We start from the raw sequence: 19,478 nt of genomic DNA, 5'->3' as shown, positions 1-19,478 counted from the left end.
TTTGCAAACAGTACACTTTTGAAAATATTCAGTCTGACTTGGAAAAGGAGTTCCGCAACTGTGGCAAGTAGGAAAAACGGGTAATTCATTTACCGACAACATAAAAAAAGCAAATCTGTCAAGTGCTTTGATATACGCCGATGTGAATTCTTCCGCTGTACATTCCGGTCGTTTATCAATTGTTGGCCTTACTGACAATTGAATTTTTGCAACTTTCCCAGTTTCATGAATTGAAACACTTACTTCATAATCCTGATCCTCTTGTATTGCAGCATACCGGAACATTCCAAAGCCAGACATTTCTTTTACGTATCTCATGCTATTGGTGATTCAGGAGTTATTAGTATCAGTAGTTCATTTTGCTGGCTTACGTGTCGTTCTTTTAGAAGGTCAATAACAGCTGACACTGCTTGCATTCCTATTTCAGCATCTACTACAATTGTTGTATCCTTTGTTTTTAAGAATACCGTTGCCTCACTCAAATGGCCAGAGTTGGCCAATTGACCTGACTTTACCATGTCACTGAAATTCATTAGCGATTCTAAATCCTTCTCAGTTGAAAGCATTTTATCACGCAAAGCAACCGCCTGTTCAAATTGTTCAAGTGTCATAATGATTGATTGAGATGAATGTTTTTATTGATAAAGTTTAAAGCAACTCCCATGAGGTAAAAAGGTATACAAATGACACTTGCAACCAGTAACGCTACACCCCATACGATAGCCATGAAATACCGGATTAAAAGAAATAAAATCATCATTTGCGTACTGGTTTAGCGGTTTTTGACATTGGGAAAAATTCAGGAACGGAGGTTTTAATATCGCCTGAAAATGATTGTGGAAACTCTTTTATCAGTTGGTTTTGTCTGATAATCAGATCACGCATTCGAGTGACATTTTGTTTAATCCATCCGTCACGGAGTGCATAAATAGCCATGTCCATTTCTTGTTTAAATTCAAGTGTGTAGATATTATCAATTTCAGATTTGAGCTGGTTATTTTCCATCATTATCAAATTTTAGGTTCTTGAAATCAACTGTTACTTTAATTCTCTGTTTTCCTCGAAACCAACCGCGGGCAATGAAAAACCGCTGTGAGATATAGGATACTAAAAACAGGCTGCCGTGCTGATCAATGATAATTCCAACGCCTCCTGTACTTTGACTGAATTCCCAACCACCGCCGAAAGAATCACCTTGAAAGAATCGTTTTCGTTTATTCATGACATTTTCACGAAAAATATTAATAGGATGATGGCAACAACTTTGATAGAAATCAAAATCCAAAGGCATACATCAACCATTAATTCAGATTGGTCCCTCGATTGGATTGCCTGATAGTATTGCTTCAATCCGTTTGTCATATTGCTCCATTTCATGAGTAAATCGTTTGTGTAAAACTTTAAAATAAGATTCACTTACATTTCCCCAGTTGTGCACCGGCTTGTATTCGAAGTTGATATATTCACCAACTACGCGTTGTACTTCACGCTTTTTCGTCCTTAGAAATGCCATTCTATGGCTGCGTAAAAATTCTTCGTATTCCCATTCCAGTTCCAGTTTACCAAGCTGACATTCTCTTATTTCCAACTGTTCCGGAAGTAAATGTTGAAGTCTGGAAGTCTGTTTATTGTGTTCCCTTATTTCGGCTTCTAGCTCAGACAAACGGTTCATTTTCGGTCTCCAGTTTTAAAGCTGCATCCATTACGCAATCTCTTAAAACCCGGTCAAGCGGATTAGCTGAATTCCTGGCATGTACATTTACAAGTTTCAGAATTTTCATAATTGTCCGGTCCTGCAAATGGTTTTCCGCTGTCAAAGCTGCGATCTTGTTAGCCTGGTTTAAATTCTCACTGGTTAAATGCTCCACCTTTTCAACCAATGTTCTTTTTTCAGCGTATAGCGTTGAACTTTCCATTATACAACCTGCTTAGAAATCAACACACCACCGTTTTCCATTTCTTCATTTATCTGGTCAATTCCGGCCTGTATAAGCTGACCAACATTTTGAAATGCGGCCTCACCAAGATTAGTACGTAAATCACCATTTGACATTCTGTCAATAAAAATCGACAACTGACTGTCAATTACCGTTTGTCCTAATTCCTCTGTGTAAAGGATTTCGACAACATCCAATTCCTGTTCCCGGAAATTCCGGTGCGTATTCATCTTGTCAGAGAATGATCTTTCAGAAACACCCAGTGTTTCAGCGTAGTTAGTGCGAATTTTCGCATTAGTAGCACGGCTTGCATAATCATAAAGTTGTTTTACAAATAATAATTTGTCAGCCGTTTGTAACAATAATTGTTTCATAATTCGTTAATTTGACGTTAAATTTGTATCGTTGACGTATCAAATGTAAAATATATAATTACGAATTGCAATAAAAATAATTACACTAAGATGGAAAAGAAACCTATTGGCCTCATTATTAAAGACTTATTCGACAAAAAAAAATTGTCGGCAACTGAAATTGCCGACAAAAAAGGAATTACGCGTCAAACCGTTTATTCCACCTTCAAAAGAACAGATATGAATCTGGAAGATCGCAAAAGCTGGGCTGAAATTTTAGGGGTCGGATTAGATGAATTAAATGCAGGGGATTTTATCGAACCATTACAGAACAAACCAATTGATAATGGAGTGTTTGGTAGTGAAGTTTTACAAAACATTCAAAAATTGTTAGAGGAAGAGATCAGAGAAAAAAACGAGCAGATTCGAGCTTTACAAGAAGCCTTAAAAGAATCTCAATTAATGGCAAAGGCACTACTGGGAAAGTCGCGTGAGTACTCACATAACGCGGTAATACCAAATCAGTTTAACGGAAGATTCCGTAAAGCAATGTAGGTATTATTCTGGGTACTCTTACAGTTACGTTCTGTAAAGCGATTGGAATACAATGTGTTACAAATGGGTTCGACACTCGTTGGGTGCACCATACGAGCCAAGTCGTTTTTTTTACGATTTGGCTCTTTTTTTTTGGTTTCTAACTCGCTCTTTTTCTGGTAGATAAGAAGAAGTCCTGCATTGATTCTGGGAGTTCGATGCCTCTCTCCGTCAAAAACGATATTTTCGGGAAATATCGAACTTATTATTTTCCTTTTGTCTTCGACGGTTTCGTTTATGTATAAGGATTCAAGCTCAGATACCAGTTTAAGTGCATTTGGGAGAAGAGTGGAAAATTCCGAGCCATTGATCACCCCAATTCGGAAATTTATGACAGGTAGTTTCGGTGAGAGTTGACCAGTTTTAGTAAATAATTGATAATGATTCAGCCCATGGTCAAGTAATGCTTAGGTGATGGTCAATCTGCCACGGAAGCATATGATCAATGCTGCAGAATTCTCCTCAATAGCTACAAAATGACTCTGTGAACCAACATCAATTTCCGCAGCGTGGGGATAAATGATTTTGAATGGTATTTCTTGTGGTCTCATAAACAGTTTTTGGTTAATGCTTTCTGGGAGCGTACACGGTTCGTTGAGATTTTTCTGAGCGGGATTCTATAAATATCACTAGGCTATTCAACAAATACCCTTGGAAGGGCAAGGTACGCTCCGGCCCGGTTTTTAGGAAGGATTCAAAGTACCAGTAAAGGTGAGGGACTTGGTTCAGAAAGTCACTCAAATACAACAAATTAAGGTATTTATTCGAGCCGAACTTAGTTTGTTTGGCTATTCAACAGCCAATATGCTGTGCACAGATTTTAATATATCGCGTTCAAGTTGTGTGTCGCAGAATTATTTCCTCGGGCGGGCGAATTCCTGTTCTGTTCGCTCAAAATCACCTTTCCGTTGCCAGGAAAACTACCATTCTCTTTGTCAGAGAACTCTTTACGCCAGCGGTATAACATCGCCGGTGGGACATCTGATACTTTTGCATGTGCACTAACGTCTGTGCCGCTACTGCTTAGTTCGATGCTCCTTAGTTTGAACTCCTTGTCAACTACTCTTCTTTCTCCAGACATTAGTGTTAAGCAATAAAAGTTTCCATTAACTCAATTTTTCCCTTAAAGGTAGCAAGTCAAGGCAGGTAACTATGATAATATATTACGTAAATAGCGAACACTTCTGAACACTTTATTTATTTAAATTTTCTAGAAAGAAAGCAAATTTTTGTCCTTACTTTTTTGTCAGACATGTATCGTATTTTAGGTTGCAGACTCATTTCAAGATTTTGCATAACACCAGGCTGGTCAAATTTTAGCCATTCGTCTGGTGTTATGCAAGACTATTATTCATGAAGATACAGATCGAGTACTTTTGAAAGATTCATTAAGCAGCGGCTCAAACAGCTTGATTTCCAACAAGCTTGTTCTTTTTTAGGAAAATTGCATTGACACGATTCTTCCAGCCTTCAATAATCGTGTACATCACCGGTACGAATACCAGAGTAAAAATCATAGAACTCGTCAAACCGCCGATAATTACCCAGGCCATTCCGTTCTTGGTTTCGGAACCTGCATCAGACGAAAGCGCCATCGGCAGCATACCCAGGATCATTGCAAGGGTCGTCATCAGGATAGGACGTAACCTTTCGCGTCCGGCTTCAATCAGGGCATCTTTTACAGATTTCCCCTTTTCTTTCTCCTGATTGGTAAAATCGACAATCAGGATGGCGTTTTTGGCTACAAGTCCCAGAAGCATGATGATCCCCAGTATCGAAAACAGGTTGATGGTATGCAGCGTAAGCGCCAGTGCCAATATGGCTCCGATGATAGCAACAGGTAAGGAGAATAGTACCACAAAAGGATAAACAATGCTTTCGTAGAGTGCCACCATGATGAGGTATATCAGCAAAATGCCCAAACCAACCGCCATAAACAGGCTACTGAATGCTTCACTTTGATTTTTGCCAAATCCGGCCTCTGCTACCTCTGTACCCGCAGGAAACTTTACCTTTTTAAGCTCCTTTTTAATATCATCCGAAATACTACCCGATGCGCGGCCCACTGCAATCGCATTTATTGTAACCGAGTTGAGCCTGTTTTCTCTTTCGAGTACAGACTGGCTGGATGTTTCGGTAATGGTTGCGATCGCGTCCAGCGGAATGGTTGCACCACGTGAGTTTTTCACATTGAATCTTTTTACATCTTCAATGGTCATCGTATTGAAAGCGTCTAGTTGCAGGTTGATGGCATATTCTTCCCCATCGTCCCTGAATTTGGTATTGTCGTTTCCGCTGAATGCGTATTGCACGGCACTGCCCACATCATTTACGGTTACCCCATAATTGGCCATTTTATCATGGTCGAGAATAATAGAAACCTGCGGTTTGGCTTCTTTGCTGCTGTACTGTACGTAGTCGGTACCGGCTGTTTTTTCAAAAATGTTTTTGACGATTGCTGCTGCTTTCATAATAGAATCACGGTTCACACCCTGAACATCCATCTGAATATCAAAACTGGCGTTGCCTGTCATGCCCACTGTTTTGATGGTGGGCTTCACGCCGGGTATCTGCATAATCTCATCCCTTACCTTTCTGCCAAAATTAACAGTGCTTATTGCACGTTCGTTGACGTCGGTAAGCTGTATGGAAATTTCGGCAAGGTTGCTGTTGGAGGATGCGTTGGATCCCATTCCAGCCCCGCTCTGCGTACCGACTTTTGAAAATACATTCACCACTTCGGGATGTTTGAGTATGATACCTTCTATCTGGGCAACCTTGGCATTGGTTTCTTTTAAGGGCGTATTACCTGCCAGATCGATCTGTATGTTCAGTTCACCACGGTCGGACTGTGGTATAAACTCTGTACCCACAAAACCGGCGGGAATCAGGGCAATTGACCCCATGATCAGCAGGAAAATTGCTATGATCACATATCGTTTATGGCCCAATGACCATGCCAGGATCTTTGCATAGAACTCACGGAAATCATCAATCAGCGATTCAAACCAGATATTCGTTTTACCCCACAAAGAAGTTTTGCTCAGATGCGGAAGCTTTGCCAGGCGGGATGCCAGGAGAGGCGTGAGCGTGAAAGCCACAAAAAGGCTCATCAGGGTAGAAAACACGACTACCAGGGCATATTCTTTTACAATATTGCCAATCATACCACCCACAAATCCAAGGGGCAAAAACACAACCACGTCAACCAGCGTGATCGCCACGGCGGTAAAACCTATTTCGTTACGGCCGTCCAGGGCAGCGGTTCGTTTGTCTTTTCCCATTTCCATGTGGCGGAAAATGTTTTCCAAAATCACGATACTGTCATCTACCAGTACACCCACTACTAAGGAAAGGCTCATCAGCGTCATCATGTTCAGCGAAAAATCAAATACCCACATCAGAATAAAAGTGGGTATCATCGCCGAAGGCAAAGCCACCAATACGAACGTTGAACTGCGGACGCTGTGCAAAAAGAACAGCATGACAAATGATACGATGATAATGGCCAGTACCAGATCGTGAACCACGGCATCTGCGGAGGCCTGTGTGTAGATGGACTGGTCTGATGCGATATGGTAATCGAAATTATCGTCTGCGTAACTCTTTTTAAGTTCTTCCAGACGTTGTTTGGCCAGCTTGCTTACCTGCACCGTGTTGGCATCGGTTTGCTTTTTTATTTCAATACCAACGGCAGGTTCACTGTTCAGCCGGTTTAACTGTGTTACCGTTTCTTTCCCATCGGTAATGGAGGCCACATCTTTTAAGAGAACCCTGCTTCCATCATTATTTTGTCTTATCACCACATCTCTCAACTGCGCAACGGATTGGACCTTTGCATTCAGATCGAGTGAATAACGGTTGTTTCCGCTTTCGATTTTACCCGACGGAAAGGAAGCACCGCTGGTACTTACAACGGAGTTGACATCAAGCAGCGAAAGATTATACGCTTTCAGTTTATCGTTATCGATCTCAATATTGATCTGTCTTTTGGTTCCGCCGATCACAGTAACATCCGATACGCCGGGTACATTGGTCAGCAGCGGCTTTATTTCGTTATCAATAAAGTCGTACAGCTCCGTGTCGCTCATATCGGAACTGATGCTCAATTTCAAAATGGGGTCATCGTCGGAACTCATCCGGCTTACCACAGGGTCATCGACGCCTTGTGGCAGTGAGGCCAGTAGCTGGTTTACTTTTCTTTCTGCATCCAGCTGGGCGTCGCTGGTATTTACACTATTGGTTAATTCCAGTGAAATGGATGACGAACCTTCCTGCGAAGAAGAACTTATAGCATCCACACCTTCAACCGAAGACAAGGCATCTTCCAGGGGTTTGGTCACGCTGGTAAGTACCTCTTCGGGCGATGCGCCTGTATAGGTGGTGTTGACCGAAACCATATTGGTCGTAAACTTTGGAAGCAGGTTCAGGCTAAGCGAATTGTAACTGATCAGGCCAAACAGGATGAGCGTTACAAATATTACCGTTATGAGCAACGGACGTTTTATACTTAATTCTGTGATACTCATTTTAGATTTTTTTAGGGAATGCAATGGCAGCCTTCCGGGTTATTTTACTTGAATAATCTGGGCTTTGCTGCCGTCTGATAAATTGATCTGGCCGTTGGTTACCACCAGTTCACCCACTGTTAAGCCACTTTTGACTTCCATGTAATCACCTTGTTCGATGCCTGTAACGAGTTGTCTTTTTTCAGCCACACCATTTTTGAATACAAACACAACCGGGTTTTTCACACCTTCGGTCAACGCGTTTTTATTAATCATCATGTAGGATTGCCTTGTTGATGGAAATGTAAACTCAACATTCACGTATAATCCCGCTTTCAACTGCATGGAACTGGTGTTGGCTATGGAGAGCTGCACGGTGTAGTTGTGGTTCTCATCTCCCTTCGGACTTATATAATTCACAACCCCCGTGAAACGCTCTCCGGAGTAAGACGCTGAGGTGATGTTGGCCTTCTGGCCCTTCCTGATGTTCAGAACCTGGCTTTCGGGTACACTTACGTTGGCTTTTAAGTTATCCACGTTCGTTATCGTTGCCAGCGTTGCCCCGGTTGTCACATATTCACCTGCTTTTTTTTGTCTTTCGGTAATGATTCCGTTTGCAGGTGCAATGATATTGGCCTTGCTTATTTGTGTTCGTAGCTGGGCAGCTTCCAGCTTCTTTGAATCCAGTTCATATTTTGCGTCTGTTACCGCGTTGGCATTGGTGGCGTTTCCGGCCAGCAGTACTTTATTTCTTTCGTAATCAGAAGCGAGTTTGGTAATCGAAAGCTCCGCGGCTTCCAGTTTTTGCTGGTTTTCTGTCACATCAATGTGTCCGATCACCTGTCCTTTTCTTACCGATGACCCCAGTTGTATGTTGAGGCTGCTGATCTTTCCTGAGGTTTCTGCCGACACACTGGCGTCGTCATCGCTGATCAGGGTGGCGGGCTGTGTAACGGAGCCATCCATTGTTTTCAACGAAACTGTATCCACTGTTACTTTGATGGCTACATTACTTCTGTCAACTGGTTTTTTGGCATCTTCCAGCTTCTTTTTATTAGATGCCAGTCCGAAGAATATGGCCAGTGGTATCAGTGCAATGACCAGGATGGTTATAATTCTTTTTGGTTTCATTGTTTGAAGGTGTTATTTAAGTTCGTTTACAAATTCTGAGATGGTTCCGGTATTTTTATAATAGCTCAGCTGGGCGTTCAGGTAATCCAGCAGCGTTGTGGTATAGTTGGTTCTTGCCTCTTTATAAGAATAATCCGCGTCCAGAAGTGAAGACAATGTTGTTGTTCCTTCCCTGTATTCTACTGCTGAGGCGTCCATCATTTCCTTGGCAAGCGTCAGATTTTCTTTGTTTTTTTTAAGATTGATGTATGAGCTGGTGATCTCTGTCGAAGCATTTTCTACATTGAGTTTATAATTCTGTAAATTCAGCTTATTGGTAAACTGCTGCGACTTGACGCTGAACTGGCTCTGCGCGAGCTGGCTCTGCTTTTTAAAGCCGCTGAAAAGTGGGATCGTAGCTTTCACGCCAACCACCGAATAGTCGTACCAGTGGGTGAGCGCAGGAACAAACTCGGTGCCAAATGCAGTACCTCCATACTTTGCATACATAGAAAACGTCGGCAGGAAGGCTGCTTTCTTCTGAAGAACGTCCAGATTTTTCAATTCAAGGTTTTTCTGGTCAATTTGAAAGTCAATTAAATTGTTTCCGTTTAGGCCGGTACTTTTTGGTAATGACAATTGGCTGACATCAACGGTGCTGATGCTGTCACCAATCGTTATAGACGCATTGAGCTGAAGACCCATGTGGTTTTTCAATGTGTTTATCGCCAGTGCATAGGCGCTGGTATTGGCCAATATTTCCGATTGCACATTGTTGTAGTTAACGCGGGCACGGTCATACTCACTTTTTTTGACCACCCCCTGTTCGTAACGGAGTTTCAGGATGCCTACCATGGTTTCGTATAACTTTTCGCTTTCTTTAAGAAGACGACCTTTTTCTTTATACGTCAGTGCCTGGTAGTAGGAGGATGCCGTGTTGTATATCAGCGTTTCATTTTCTTTGGATACATTCAGGTCGGCAACTTCCTTATTCACCTGCGAGGTCTTGATGCCAAGGGAAGCACTTTTATCAAACAGGCTCTGATCTGCCTGTATCGATGCGGAGTTACTAAACTTATTTCCTAATTGCAGTTTGGTTTCTGTGGGCGAAAAACTTCCGGCGGGGATCACGTTTGTCTGAAGTTTCAGATTGTAATCCAGGCCTACACTGCCCGATACCGATGGCAGAAATGCCGCTTTGCTTTCTCTGATCTTTTCAGCTGCAGACTGTGCGGAATACTTGTAGACTGCCACAGAAGGATGATTCTGCAATGTAAACTGAATACAATTTTTGAGCGACAACGGTTGGTTCTGGGACTCGGCCTGGAACGATAACAGCGTAAAGGTCAATGCGGCCCCCATGCATTTTCCTTTTAAATTAAATTTCATTTTCTTGTTTTTTTAGTTGACCAATAAGAAAGTTGATTTTGTCAATAATATGGGCAAAAATTTTTAGGAGGTTTTAGATTTCATTTTATCCAGTACCGAATCAAAAACTTCCAGATCTTTCTGGGAAATACCCTCTAATAAACCATTAAAAATATCAGCCTCGATCTGCCTGAATTTTTCTACCTTTTTCACACCTGCGTCTGTTAGTACAATCGCTTTTCTTCTTCTGTCGTCCGTGTCAGGCACCCGTACAACCAGTTTCAGTTCTTCCAGCACGTCAATTTGTCGCAGCACACCGGATTTATCCTTCTTCATAATATTTGCCAGATCATGCTGAATCACATCCGTTCTGCCGTATAAAATATTCAGCAGGAAAAAGTATTCCATGGACAATGCTGATTCCTCACCGCCTAAGGCCTCATCAATACGCTTGCCGATGGACTTTATCAATTCTCCCATTTTGAGGCCTATCTTCATAGCTATGTTGTCAGGTTATAATTTCTAACCGCAAATCTACAAACAATGTTGATAAAGTCAACTATCTTGGTTTGAATATATTATTTTTATTGATTTATTATTAACACTAAAAAGATAACCCAAATGAGCTTTTCTTTGAAACAGATCCGAGATATCTGAAAACGCATTTGTGCCTGATAGTACATTTACTTCCATCATAATATGCCTTTGAAACATTAAGTTGGATTTCTGTGATATTCCACATTAAAGTATACTACAATCAGCATTGAAATAGGGAGTTGTGTCTATAAGCAACCAATATGTGTATACAAAAGAGCTTCTGGTTTATGCGGAGGTACCTGGCAAAGGGGTCGGGAAAGCTTTACATAAACTTGATTTAAATGGTGATGCCCGAGTGATCGTGCAAAAGATATTTCAGACCCTTCCAGCGGGTTTAGATGACGATCAGAAAACAAGTTTTGAAACGCTTCTTCGAAGGATTTAATCGCAGATAAAATATTTCGGAGCAACGACGTTCGGGAATATCCATCAATACCAACAAATGGCCTGGTTCTGCCATATTTTTAAAGTCCATTCTCAAAGCCAATGGCTTCCACCAGATTTAATTTATATACAGAGCCAACGATATATCCGGAACTCAAAGTGGCTGGTTCGGTTCCTAAATTTGTACTATACATAGTCGCAGGTTTTATGGCGTTCACAGCAAAGTAGAGAAGAAAACCTGCTGTGCTGACAATAAAAGCAATTGTTACGTTCTTGGGATTACAGCAGAATTTTGACATTTCCATACAAGGAAAGAATTTGGTTTTAATCCTAAAAACCTTAACAGACATTGAAAGAAGCGATAGCATACCTGATGAAACACCAGGAATTATTGTCAGTAAAAATAAAGTTCCTGAGCTTTGGCGCAGACACCAAAGTCATTCGTACTGCAAATTTAATAACCGATTGATCCGGATGAATAGCAATTACTGCTCCAAATACTTTTGTATATGCACTGTATTTATTCAGCCAGGGGATATTTTAATACATCTTCTCGATGCGCCCTGGCAGATGTGGATATTCCTGCGCCAGACGCACCTGTAATTCCTGTCTTGCTCTGAAATAATGTGATCTGACCGTAGCAGTATTCATATTCAACAATTCCGATATTTCGTTTAGTGCATAACCATCTACCGCGTTCATCAGAAAAACAGTTCGATGAATGGGCCTGAGCTGTTGAATGACTTTTAATATTTCCTGTGTAGCAGTCTGACTCAATATATCATCGCTATCTTCAGGATCGAAGTCAGAAAAGTGGTCGAGTGAGACCCGGGAATCATTGTATTTTCGGGTCTTACGGTAGTGACTTATGGCAGTATTTACCATAATAGTACGAAGCCAGGCTTTAAAAGGATACTCAGGATCATATTTTTCCAGATTAATAAATACTTTTAAAAAACCTTCGTTTAACACCTCTTCTGCTTCTTGTGCAGAGGCAGTATATCTCAGGCAGATACTTTTTCCATAACTGAAATACTTTTTAAAGAGCTCGCGCTGGGCTGAGCGGTTACCAGCGATACATGCCTGTATAATGGACTGTAAGTTATGGGGATCAAATAGTATCCGATGTATCAGACTTTTCATAATGCTAAAAATTTTATGTCCTGAATCAACCTAATTGTGTCCTGGCTCTGCCGGTAAAAAGGCTTAATATGGCCAAGACAGCCAACGTCACCAAAATCCACCATGCATGACCAGCAGCATCATTAATGACTGTCGTTACCACGTTTGGTTTTGAAGTAATCCTTTCAATGATCCACCCGATGGCGGCGGCACACGACAATAACGCTCCGCCAATCCTTACCTGTGAATAAAGTTTAGTGCGGCTCAAAATCATCAGCCAGGGAAACACTACCGCTATGACCAGTAACTGCATCAGCTCAATGCCCAGGTTGAAGCCCAGTATGCTCAACCCAAGCTGAAAGGAATCCAGGTTCAGATCAACGAGTGTGCCCGCGAATGCCATTCCGTGGATCAGTCCGAACCCGGCTGCCACATAGGCCTCTTTACCAAAAAAAACAGGCCTGATCGCGTGGAAAGCGGATATTAAAATAGAGAATGCAATGAGAACTTCCACGGGCTGCCCCGGAAAGCTGAACCAGCCCAAGGCGCCTGCCACAAGGGTAACCGAGTGCCCGAGCGTGAATGCGGTGACGATTTTCAGTAACCTGACCAGACTGTAACGCACACCTCCAAACGTTCCCCATTTCCCGGCCGCTGACATTAAAGGCGCCGCAAGCAGAAGAACCAGTAAAAAAAGCAAATGGTCTGTTCCTTCGGCAATATGGTGCATGCCCAGAACGGCTGTTTGTTTAAAACCCTGCCAAGCCCCGCCGCCGCTCAGGCTTACTTTAAACGGATGGATGATATTATTTCGGATGTCCCAGTCGATCACCCCCAGCCGGACCGGCTCGCTGGCAAACACACCGCACTCCCAGTCCTGCCGCACCGACACCAATGCAAAGTGCGTGGCAACCTGATGCAAAATGACATCATAATTCAAAATAAAGTCCCGGGTGCTGCTACCAGCCGGCGGCGTAATCGTCAGATTGGCCATCAGCTCGTGATAAGGCCCGCTTGGGCTCTGCTGAACCTGCTGCACTTTTAAATCATCCAGCTTTACCTTCCATACGCTACCATCGGCACCGACAGGATGGATATGGCTAGGCAGATACGCCGACAACTCAGGCCCCAGCCGGTTAAGCAGTCCCTGCGGATTTTTGTTGACATCATGTCCGAACGCCAGCTCCAGCTCATTTAAAGGCAGCTGCAACTCCATATGCACCTGTTTGGGCTGAATATCAAGCAATACGACCGAATTGGGCATCGGGTGAGCGAATGCCTTTACAAGAAGCAAGCAAACCAGAAGGAAGGAAAGCATCAGCCGCACAAAACGACGGCTGATGAAAATAACATTATACATGTATTTGGCTTTTAAAGTCCGTTATAATCGCGCGCATGATCGCGGTAGACAGCGTGGTAGTGGATTTCATTCTGATAAACCACACCGGATTGACAAACAAACTCGATCCACACACTTGGCCCGTCGATCCGCACATAATCTGCGTTGTTGGTTAGCGTTGCATTTCCGGAATAGGATATGTAAGTCCCGGCGAGTTCATTTTCATACAGTTTCAGATTGGCCGTACCCGTAGCATCATCCACATCATTGGTCCAGGGTTTCATGGCCGCCAGAACCAAAAGTTTCTGGGCATCACTTAGCGTACTTACTGCTACACCCAGCTTAGTGGTCGGAAATTGCCCGTCCTTGTTTGGTCCCAGGGAAACGTCACTGAAAGTAGTCGATAATTTCGCTGATGACAACTGCGCTGTGCTCAATGAAGCAAGCATAGCCGCCATCGCATCGTGCTCCACGGCCATAGGTGCATAGGTGGTAGTACCTGATGTCCAGGTTTTCGGCTCGATACCCTGGTGAGAAGGTGTTGCGCTTGCCACTGCTCCGGCATTGTAGGTAATATTCTGTGCGTAATGGTGCCCACCGAATTGTAGCATCCACGTTCCTGTTACACTTGGCGTCCCTAAAAAGGCGATGATATATTTACCCGAAGAATAACCGCTACCGGCCTTGGTCCCCAGCACATCGTCTGCTGCATTGATCTGTGAGAATTCATCATAACCATCGTTGGCCGTCGTTCCTGATGCAGCAGCGATCACGGCTTTGGCGGCGGTCAGCTGTGCAGCAGTCAAGGTGCTAAATTCGAGTCCGTTGCGAATGCTTACCCCGCCAGGCAAATTAGACCACTTGATTGCATTTGCCTTGGTAAAGTCAAGTTGAACGGTAGCCAGCTGTGTGGCCGTAAGTGTTGCCTTAAAGGCTTCCACAGCACAAACTACCTTGGCAACCGTTGTTGTGGCGCTACTGCAATCAACTGTACTGGTTGACGAAGCTGATACCGTCAGCGTCATTGTGCAACTGATGCTGCCAAAACTGATCGCAAAACTGGCCGTTCCCGCAGAGGTTGGAGTACCTGCAATGGTAAAAGCCAGGTTTCCGGCACCACTTGCCAGTGTACCTGCCTGCAAGGTCGCGGTAAGCCCTGTTACTCCGGTAGACGAAATAGCGCTGCCAGCACTGTAAGCCACAGCATTTCCTCCTGTGTAGGGTACTGTCGCTGTTCCACTGTAAGCAGTTCCGTTAATGGCCGTGGTAGAGAAGGTGGCCGAAGCGCAGGTCAGGGCAGAAACGCTGGCATCAGCAGAGGTAACATCGTCATCATCGCTCTTGCTGCATGCGACAAGCATCGTAAAAAGAAGCGATAGAATTAGCAGGGAGTAACATCTTGTTAGTTTCATAGATTGTGAATTGATTGTAAATAGTAAGAAATTGTTAGTCTGAATGTAAAGTGATTAACGCGTTGTACAGGAGGTTTCGAAAAAAATAGTGGCGAATCTGCCGAATGTTGTGACGAACTATCTGAATATGCTCTTAAAATACTCCTCATAACTAGCTCCAACAGGAATTTCTTCTTCTCCAATCAGAATAAATTTGTTACGGAAGGATACCACTTTATCCAGTGAAACAATATACGAACGGTGTATGCGTACAAAGCCCTGTTCAGGTAGCTTTTCCATCATCGCCTTCATCGTAAGGCGTACAACGACAGGTTTTTGACCAACAAGATGAATCTTAAGGTAATTGTCCAGCCCTTCTATAAAAAGAATTTCATGGACAGCAATGGGGACTAATCCATAATCGACCCGAAAGTAAAGTACGGGTGATACCGGACCGGATAGCTGCCTGGCTGCCTTAAACATTTGTAACGCCTTGTTTGCGGCCAGAAGAAACCTGTCCTGTGAAAAGGGTTTTAAAAGGTAGTCGACCGCGTTAAGTTCATAACTTTCCACTGCATATTCTGCATAGGCTGTCGTAAAGATGACCATGGCCGGATGCGGGATGTTTTTAAAGAAATCAATTCCGGAAACGACCGGCATGTTAATATCCAGAAAAATAAGGTCAACCGGGTTTTCTTCCAGGTACTCCCGTGCCTGTCCGGTTTTGGTAAAGGTCTTTTGCAGGGAGATAAAGTCCGTCCTGCTGCAAAAGGCCGCAAGGATTTCCAGCGCGGGCCGCTCATCGTCAATGGCTATGGCTTTGATCATGATAGTTGAAGGGATACGGTCACCAGAAAATAATCCGGCCTGTTTTCAATTGATAATTTGTGTTTTTCGGGATAAAGACGCGCAAGGCGATCCCGCGAATTGGAAATACCGATACCCAACGAATTTTCCATATTATTGATTACAACCTTGTTGTTGCGGACCGAGAACTCAATGGTTGATTCTGACATTGAAATGCGGATATCGATTTGGGAATCTTCTTCGGGGTTTACACCGTGTTTGAAAGCATTTTCTATAAATGCGAATAGCAGAAGCGGTGCGACCTTGCTCTCGCCCGGGCTTCCTGATGACTCAAAATTGATCCGGACCGAATCCCGGAGCCGTGAAGCCTGCAAATCCAGATAGTTGGCTATATAATCGAGTTCTTTGGAAAGCAGCACCTGGTTTTCCTTCGCATCCTTCAAAAGGTACCGCATGAATTCGGATAGCTTCACAATACTGTCCGGCGCTTTTTCGCTTCCGGTGATAGAAAGCGCATAGATACTGTTGAGCGTGTTAAAAAGGAAATGGGGATGAATCTGCGCTTTCAGGTTGGCCAGTTCAGCCTCGGCCTTATCGCGCTCAGATTGAAGAAAACGCCTGTTGACCTGTAACAAAATAGAAAAAAGAATCACCACACAAAACAGGTAAATGTGATGGCGCACCTCCATGATAAAGGGGCTCTGCGGTTTTCTGGGCATCCCGCCCGGCATCATCTGGCTTGCGGGAGAAGGCCCCCGGGTATTGGTTGTAAAATCTTCTCCGGTCAGTAAGGATGGCAGGATAATGATCAGCGCAAAACAGATTACGACCACTAGGAAATAATTCAGATACTTTTTCCTGAAATAGATCCTGGGTATAACGATGTAATAATTGATATAAAAAAAGAGGAGCATCAGTACATTCGCGATCAGGTCACGCACCGTCGGGCGGTTAAAGAATGCGCCTGTTTCTTCGGGCGGACGTGGTGAGATCATCAGCGGAAGCAGCACAAATGCCAGACAACCGATGGTGTGATACATATATGTCCTGATCTGATTTTTCACAATGTCTATTTTAAGTAAAAAGTGAGCGCAAGTTTAGCGAAAAATGGGCTGCCAGCTGTAAAATGGATTTCCTCGACGGGCTCTGTTTCGTTTTTAAGTCTGCTTTCCGTGGCGAACTGGGTCTCTTTCCACTTTGTATTTAAAACATTCATCACTGAGATCCCTACATTATACCTTTTTTGCGTATAATTAATCAGGGCATCGGCTATGAAATAACCTTTTGCCACGATGCTGTTATCTTCATTGGCTGGGCGGTCGCCCATATAGCGGTAGCGCAGCGAGCCATTCATACCGGATGACTTCTTAAAAGTAAGCCCTCCTGTTGATGTAAATACGGGTGCCAACGGGATGTAATCATTGCCTTTTTCCTCATCGATGGCACGGGGTTTGGTGATATTTAAATCGGTATCCATAAAGAGGTTTTTTGATAGCTGGTACCGTGCGGTCAGATCAATCCCTTTTCTTACCGAGCGCCCGCTGGGCTCAACGACGCCTTCATCACCCACATACACAAACTCCTGTTTGAGCCATAGATACCAGGCCGCTACATTTAAGAATAATCTTGGTGCTGGTTTCCAGTTCAACCCAAGATCTGTTCCGTATGCCGGAGGCAGGATATCTTCGCCTTTTTGTGCCACAACAAGCGGATCGCCGCCCGCCCGCGTGTCATTAGAGTGAAAACCTTTGCCGGCATTCACATATAGCTGCAAATTTTTGATCGGTGTATAGTACAAATTTAATTTTGGAGACAGAATTCCTGCCTTTGCTTTACCCTTTGTTGCAGCCAGCAGATCCTGGTAGCGGTTAAAAAACTGATCGTACCGAAGGCTTGCATTCAGGCTTAAATCACTTCTTAAAGTAATCGTTTCGCTTACATAGGCTCCCAGATTGGTTTCATTAGTATTGCCAAGCATGAGCCTTTTGGTTATTTCAGACCGGTTTACGGTCCTTGAAAGTTCGGTACTATCGGTCAGGTCCTGCCGGTAGGTAATACCAAAGCTCGTCTCGGCCGGCATACCGGCAAGGTACCCTGATTTCGTATACGTTCCGTTGTAGCCAAATATATGACGGTTTTCTTTTTGCCGGATCTGGTCCCCGTTGATGGAATCAACTAAAAAGAATGTGAAATTCGAATACAGCGCAAAGTCATAATGCGAATAATAAAACTGATTTTTGATTAATCCCCCATGACTTAATTCGGTAATTAGTTTCAGGTTCAGATTCGTCCTGGAAGTCTCACCGCCTTCTTTGTCATCGATAGCGCCAAAGTGCGATATCAGCCCGGATGCTACGGCACGGTCAGGTATCTGTCCGGAATGGTTCCATCTGGAATAAAAGTGCGATACAGATGTGGTCAGATAGTTATTGTTGCCAATCTTTTTGTTGTATTTAGCTATACCGTTAATCCGTTTGAAATGTTGCGGAGAATCAAAATAACTGTTGCTGAAACTATATTCTCCGGCCACATAGGCAGATTCTCCCTGCCGTTTTTTCGCATCGGATAATAAGTTAAAAGCTGCCATCCCCCGGTAGGTATCAAACTGCCCGGCTTCCACTTTGAGAAAACTTCTGTCAAGCACATCCCTGGTCTGAAAGTCGACCCAGCCCGCCGTGGCAAAATTTCCTTTTTCAGCGGTGTATGGTCCCTTTTTAAAATTCACATTTTCAATAAATTCGGGTATGATAAAATGAAGATCCGCATATCCCTGGCCGTGTGCATGCGATACCATGTTAACGGGCATTCCATCTGCACTGATACTGATATCTGTACCGTGGTCAATATCAAAACCCCGCAGAAAAATCTGTTCCGCTTTTCCTCCGCCTGCATGCTGGCCAATAAACAGGCCCGGCACCATTCTGAGTACTTCCTGAGAATTGTTGATCGGCCGAAGTTTGATGTCAATCGAGCTGATCAGCTGCTGGCTGTGTGCATGAGGTGCCTGAACTTTTAGTTCAGAAAGTTCTATGGCGCCCACATGAAGGAAGAAGTCCAGGTTTGTGGTTTCTGCATCGGAAATTTTAAATTCTTTGGTTACACTTTCAAAACCTAGAGAAAACACGCTTGCCTGGTAGTTTCCTGCAGCTATTGCTTTAATCTTAAATTCTCCCAACTCGTTGGTTACCGTTGAGAATTTTGTTCCGGCAACTATAATGGTAGCTGAATTAAGAGGTTTTTTAGTCACTGCATCATAAACGTGCCCTTGTAGCGTCCCCTGGTGCGCCAGGACAGCATGGCTTAATAAGAAGAGAAATAAAAGAGGTATCTTCGTACTCAAGGTCATAGTATTGACATGTTATTAATATGCAAGTTTAATGAATGATTTTAAGAGCGTAGGGAAATAGTGACTAATGAGCGGAATGTTGTGGCGAATAAATCAGTCAGTCTTCTTTAGGGTAAGGCTGGACTATCATCATAGTGCAGCTATTGCATCAGTTTAGCTTGCCAGGTCGATGTGCAGCAACATGGGATCCGGCGAACAATTAATTTTTTCTTCCAATGTTATGTAAAGCTTTACATATTATCGGACGCTAGGTTGTTTTCTTCACCGGCTCCCACCTGGCAGCTGAGATGACAGCCGCTATGTATTCCTTTATGGCTACTTGCAAGAAAAACGGCGTTGATGAGCAAGAGTGGCTGAAAGATGTCTTTGAAAGGATCCAATCCTAAGCATAAAGATCTTTATTAATTGCTTCCAAATAAATGGATTAAGTTCTGGAATATAAATGGTCAATTTACCTGCCAGAATGCCAAACTACACGATACGGCTTCGTCGGATGCATACGAATAACTTACGCCTGTCATAATGAAGTTTGATTGGCCGGATCACCGCATAAAATGTATTGCTTTAGTAAAATATACTTTACCTCAGAGAAATTAACATGAAGCCGGATCCTCCAACAAGC

Annotated in this window: 22 protein-coding genes; 3 read left to right on the top strand and 19 right to left on the bottom strand. The window is 43.4% G+C overall.

The features are described 5' to 3' along the window. The 7 genes from AC1XUO_RS28790 to AC1XUO_RS28760 form a co-directional block, all read right to left on the bottom strand. Positions 1–318: hypothetical protein (locus AC1XUO_RS28790; protein WP_483333324.1), on the bottom strand; the 318-nt coding region annotated here is incomplete at its 3' end. Beyond that, positions 315–611: a hypothetical protein gene (locus AC1XUO_RS28785; protein ID WP_483333323.1), complete on the bottom strand. Its 297-nt coding sequence runs from the start codon at positions 609–611 to the stop codon at positions 315–317. The genes AC1XUO_RS28790 and AC1XUO_RS28785, both read right to left, overlap by 4 nt. Before the next feature lie 145 nt (positions 612–756). Then, complete coding sequence (locus AC1XUO_RS28780; protein WP_483333321.1) at positions 757–1,005, bottom strand: hypothetical protein; 249 nt, start codon at positions 1,003–1,005, stop codon at positions 757–759. Further along, entirely contained in the window at positions 995–1,291 is a 297-nt protein-coding gene (locus tag AC1XUO_RS28775) for a hypothetical protein (RefSeq protein ID WP_483333320.1), read from the bottom strand. The genes AC1XUO_RS28780 and AC1XUO_RS28775 overlap by 11 nt, the downstream gene beginning before the upstream one ends. A 15-nt stretch (positions 1,292–1,306) precedes the next feature. Then, the gene (locus AC1XUO_RS28770) at positions 1,307–1,672 is read right to left on the bottom strand and encodes a hypothetical protein (RefSeq protein ID WP_483333319.1); all 366 of its coding nucleotides are present in this window, start codon (positions 1,670–1,672) and stop codon (positions 1,307–1,309) included. Continuing rightward, positions 1,656–1,916 (bottom strand): hypothetical protein, encoded by a 261-nt coding sequence (locus AC1XUO_RS28765; protein WP_483333318.1) that lies wholly within the window; start codon positions 1,914–1,916, stop codon positions 1,656–1,658. The genes AC1XUO_RS28770 and AC1XUO_RS28765 overlap by 17 nt, the downstream gene beginning before the upstream one ends. Further along, a complete protein-coding gene (locus AC1XUO_RS28760) occupies positions 1,916–2,311 on the bottom strand; it encodes a hypothetical protein (protein ID WP_483333317.1) in 396 nt (131 codons plus the stop codon). The genes AC1XUO_RS28765 and AC1XUO_RS28760 overlap by 1 nt, the downstream gene beginning before the upstream one ends. 90 nt (positions 2,312–2,401) lie before the next feature. Between AC1XUO_RS28760 and AC1XUO_RS28755 the strand changes: the two genes are divergently transcribed. Continuing rightward, a complete protein-coding gene (locus AC1XUO_RS28755; RefSeq protein ID WP_483333316.1) occupies positions 2,402–2,845 on the top strand; it encodes a helix-turn-helix domain-containing protein in 444 nt (147 codons plus the stop codon). Between the two features lie 859 nt (positions 2,846–3,704). Here AC1XUO_RS28755 and AC1XUO_RS28750 read toward each other — a convergent pair. The 5 genes from AC1XUO_RS28750 to AC1XUO_RS28730 all read right to left on the bottom strand — a co-directional run bounded on the left by AC1XUO_RS28750 (position 3,705) and on the right by AC1XUO_RS28730 (position 10,368). After that, positions 3,705–3,965 (bottom strand): transposase, encoded by a 261-nt coding sequence (locus tag AC1XUO_RS28750; protein ID WP_483333315.1) that lies wholly within the window; start codon positions 3,963–3,965, stop codon positions 3,705–3,707. Positions 3,966–4,284: 319 nt separating this feature from the next. Then, positions 4,285–7,413 carry an efflux RND transporter permease subunit gene (locus tag AC1XUO_RS28745; RefSeq protein ID WP_483333314.1) on the bottom strand — a complete coding sequence of 1,043 codons (3,129 nt, stop codon included), beginning with the start codon at positions 7,411–7,413 and terminating at the stop codon, positions 4,285–4,287. 39 nt (positions 7,414–7,452) lie between these two features. Beyond that, positions 7,453–8,523, bottom strand: coding sequence for an efflux RND transporter periplasmic adaptor subunit (locus AC1XUO_RS28740; RefSeq protein ID WP_483333313.1), 1,071 nt, complete (start codon positions 8,521–8,523; stop codon positions 7,453–7,455). Positions 8,524–8,535: 12 nt separating this feature from the next. Then, positions 8,536–9,891: a TolC family protein gene (locus tag AC1XUO_RS28735; RefSeq protein ID WP_483333312.1), complete on the bottom strand. Its 1,356-nt coding sequence runs from the start codon at positions 9,889–9,891 to the stop codon at positions 8,536–8,538. A 63-nt stretch (positions 9,892–9,954) separates the two neighbouring features. After that, the gene (locus tag AC1XUO_RS28730) at positions 9,955–10,368 is read right to left on the bottom strand and encodes a MarR family winged helix-turn-helix transcriptional regulator (protein ID WP_483333310.1); all 414 of its coding nucleotides are present in this window, start codon (positions 10,366–10,368) and stop codon (positions 9,955–9,957) included. A gap of 301 nt (positions 10,369–10,669) precedes the next feature. Between AC1XUO_RS28730 and AC1XUO_RS28725 the strand changes: the two genes are divergently transcribed. Next, a complete protein-coding gene (locus AC1XUO_RS28725) occupies positions 10,670–10,852 on the top strand; it encodes a hypothetical protein (protein ID WP_483333309.1) in 183 nt (60 codons plus the stop codon). Positions 10,853–10,931: 79 nt separating this feature from the next. Here AC1XUO_RS28725 and AC1XUO_RS28720 read toward each other — a convergent pair whose 3' ends face one another. The 7 genes from AC1XUO_RS28720 to AC1XUO_RS28690 form a co-directional block, all read right to left on the bottom strand. Then, positions 10,932–11,156: a hypothetical protein gene (locus AC1XUO_RS28720; protein WP_483333307.1), complete on the bottom strand. Its 225-nt coding sequence runs from the start codon at positions 11,154–11,156 to the stop codon at positions 10,932–10,934. A 235-nt stretch (positions 11,157–11,391) separates the two neighbouring features. Then, the gene (locus AC1XUO_RS28715) at positions 11,392–11,994 is read right to left on the bottom strand and encodes an RNA polymerase sigma factor (protein WP_483333305.1); all 603 of its coding nucleotides are present in this window, start codon (positions 11,992–11,994) and stop codon (positions 11,392–11,394) included. 25 nt (positions 11,995–12,019) lie between these two features. Then, positions 12,020–13,333, bottom strand: a complete 1,314-nt coding sequence (locus tag AC1XUO_RS28710; RefSeq protein ID WP_483333303.1) for a HupE/UreJ family protein — start codon at positions 13,331–13,333, stop codon at positions 12,020–12,022. 11 nt (positions 13,334–13,344) lie between these two features. Continuing rightward, complete coding sequence (locus tag AC1XUO_RS28705) at positions 13,345–14,724, bottom strand: DUF3500 domain-containing protein (RefSeq protein WP_483333302.1); 1,380 nt, start codon at positions 14,722–14,724, stop codon at positions 13,345–13,347. A 117-nt stretch (positions 14,725–14,841) separates the two neighbouring features. Next, positions 14,842–15,531 (bottom strand): LytR/AlgR family response regulator transcription factor, encoded by a 690-nt coding sequence (locus AC1XUO_RS28700; RefSeq protein WP_483333301.1) that lies wholly within the window; start codon positions 15,529–15,531, stop codon positions 14,842–14,844. Next, positions 15,528–16,574: a sensor histidine kinase gene (locus tag AC1XUO_RS28695; protein ID WP_483333300.1), complete on the bottom strand. Its 1,047-nt coding sequence runs from the start codon at positions 16,572–16,574 to the stop codon at positions 15,528–15,530. The genes AC1XUO_RS28700 and AC1XUO_RS28695 overlap by 4 nt, the downstream gene beginning before the upstream one ends. A 5-nt stretch (positions 16,575–16,579) precedes the next feature. Continuing rightward, positions 16,580–18,856, bottom strand: coding sequence for a TonB-dependent receptor (locus tag AC1XUO_RS28690; protein ID WP_483333299.1), 2,277 nt, complete (start codon positions 18,854–18,856; stop codon positions 16,580–16,582). A gap of 287 nt (positions 18,857–19,143) precedes the next feature. On the opposite strand from AC1XUO_RS28690, the gene AC1XUO_RS28685 reads away from it, so the two are divergent. Further along, on the top strand, positions 19,144–19,242 hold the full coding sequence (locus AC1XUO_RS28685) for a transposase domain-containing protein (protein WP_483333298.1): 99 nt from the start codon (positions 19,144–19,146) through the stop codon (positions 19,240–19,242). The last annotated feature ends 236 nt before the right edge of the window (positions 19,243–19,478 follow it).

Source organism: Dyadobacter sp. HNCC25DJ186 (assembly GCF_056895235.1).
Note: the sequence above shows the minus strand (reverse complement) of the source record. Positions and strands in the feature narration are given on the sequence as shown.

Bases quoted from the DNA above. Each gene is read 5' to 3' on its own strand.
- AC1XUO_RS28700 (WP_483333301.1), bottom strand. From the start codon at position 15,531: ATGATCAAAGCCATAGCCATTGACGATGAGCGGCCCGCGCTGGAAATC.
- AC1XUO_RS28715 (WP_483333305.1), bottom strand. From the start codon at position 11,994: ATGAAAAGTCTGATACATCGGATACTATTTGATCCCCATAACTTACAG.
- AC1XUO_RS28765 (WP_483333318.1), bottom strand. From the start codon at position 1,916: ATGGAAAGTTCAACGCTATACGCTGAAAAAAGAACATTGGTTGAAAAG.
- AC1XUO_RS28785 (WP_483333323.1), bottom strand. From the start codon at position 611: ATGACACTTGAACAATTTGAACAGGCGGTTGCTTTGCGTGATAAAATG.
- AC1XUO_RS28770 (WP_483333319.1), bottom strand. From the start codon at position 1,672: ATGAACCGTTTGTCTGAGCTAGAAGCCGAAATAAGGGAACACAATAAA.
- AC1XUO_RS28775 (WP_483333320.1), bottom strand. From the start codon at position 1,291: ATGCCTTTGGATTTTGATTTCTATCAAAGTTGTTGCCATCATCCTATT.
- AC1XUO_RS28705 (WP_483333302.1), bottom strand. From the start codon at position 14,724: ATGAAACTAACAAGATGTTACTCCCTGCTAATTCTATCGCTTCTTTTT.
- AC1XUO_RS28710 (WP_483333303.1), bottom strand. From the start codon at position 13,333: ATGTATAATGTTATTTTCATCAGCCGTCGTTTTGTGCGGCTGATGCTT.
- AC1XUO_RS28685 (WP_483333298.1), top strand. From the start codon at position 19,144: ATGACAGCCGCTATGTATTCCTTTATGGCTACTTGCAAGAAAAACGGC.
- AC1XUO_RS28755 (WP_483333316.1), top strand. From the start codon at position 2,402: ATGGAAAAGAAACCTATTGGCCTCATTATTAAAGACTTATTCGACAAA.
- AC1XUO_RS28690 (WP_483333299.1), bottom strand. From the start codon at position 18,856: ATGACCTTGAGTACGAAGATACCTCTTTTATTTCTCTTCTTATTAAGC.
- AC1XUO_RS28730 (WP_483333310.1), bottom strand. From the start codon at position 10,368: ATGAAGATAGGCCTCAAAATGGGAGAATTGATAAAGTCCATCGGCAAG.
- AC1XUO_RS28735 (WP_483333312.1), bottom strand. From the start codon at position 9,891: ATGAAATTTAATTTAAAAGGAAAATGCATGGGGGCCGCATTGACCTTT.
- AC1XUO_RS28760 (WP_483333317.1), bottom strand. From the start codon at position 2,311: ATGAAACAATTATTGTTACAAACGGCTGACAAATTATTATTTGTAAAA.
- AC1XUO_RS28745 (WP_483333314.1), bottom strand. From the start codon at position 7,413: ATGAGTATCACAGAATTAAGTATAAAACGTCCGTTGCTCATAACGGTA.
- AC1XUO_RS28740 (WP_483333313.1), bottom strand. From the start codon at position 8,523: ATGAAACCAAAAAGAATTATAACCATCCTGGTCATTGCACTGATACCA.
- AC1XUO_RS28750 (WP_483333315.1), bottom strand. From the start codon at position 3,965: ATGTCTGGAGAAAGAAGAGTAGTTGACAAGGAGTTCAAACTAAGGAGC.
- AC1XUO_RS28720 (WP_483333307.1), bottom strand. From the start codon at position 11,156: ATGGAAATGTCAAAATTCTGCTGTAATCCCAAGAACGTAACAATTGCT.
- AC1XUO_RS28780 (WP_483333321.1), bottom strand. From the start codon at position 1,005: ATGGAAAATAACCAGCTCAAATCTGAAATTGATAATATCTACACACTT.